We start from the raw sequence: 624 nt of genomic DNA, 5'->3' as shown, positions 1-624 counted from the left end.
AATTCGTGAAATTCGTGTCAAATTTTTAAATGCAATCAATATCGAAAATTCGTTCGTTTTTCCAATAAAATCCTATCTTTGCAACCTTAAAAAAATAACAAAATGTCACTACAAGAAATTCTAAATCCGAGTATTAAAGAAGCTGTTCAAAAAACATTCGATGTCACTATCGAAAAAATTGAGTTTCAAGCTACTAGGAAAGATTTTGAAGGTGATATTACGATGGTGATTTTTCCATTACTGAAAATTATCAAAGGAAATCCGGTTGAAATCGGAACTAAAATCGGAAATTATTTAGTTGAAAATGTTCCACAAGTAGAGAAATTCAATGTAGTTGCAGGATTTTTAAACATTGTAATTTCGGATGCTTTTTATGTAAATTTCTTCAATGAAATTCAATCCAATGATAAGTTCGGGTTCTGTACTGCTTCCGCAAATGATAAAGCGGTTATGGTAGAATATTCGTCTCCAAACACCAATAAACCTTTGCATCTTGGTCACGTTCGAAACAATTTATTAGGTTATTCTGTAGCTGAAATTATCAAAGCATCAGGAAAAAAAGTATACAAAACCCAAATCATCAACGATAGAGGAATTCACATTTGTAAATCGATGTTGGCTTGG

General features: G+C 31.4%; 1 protein-coding gene. It reads left to right on the top strand.

Translation table 11 applies throughout. The annotated features are described in order from the left end of the window. Positions 1–102 precede the first annotated feature (102 nt). A partial coding sequence (argS, locus tag DIU01_RS02505; RefSeq protein WP_290831685.1) for an arginine--tRNA ligase occupies positions 103–624 on the top strand: 522 nt, incomplete at its 3' end.

Origin of the sequence: Flavobacterium sp. (genome assembly GCF_003525665.1) — a bacterium.
Classification (GTDB): Bacteria; Bacteroidota; Bacteroidia; order Flavobacteriales; family Flavobacteriaceae; genus Flavobacterium.
The sequence above is the reverse complement of the archived record's forward strand: the minus strand, read 5'-3'. Positions and strand labels throughout refer to the sequence as shown.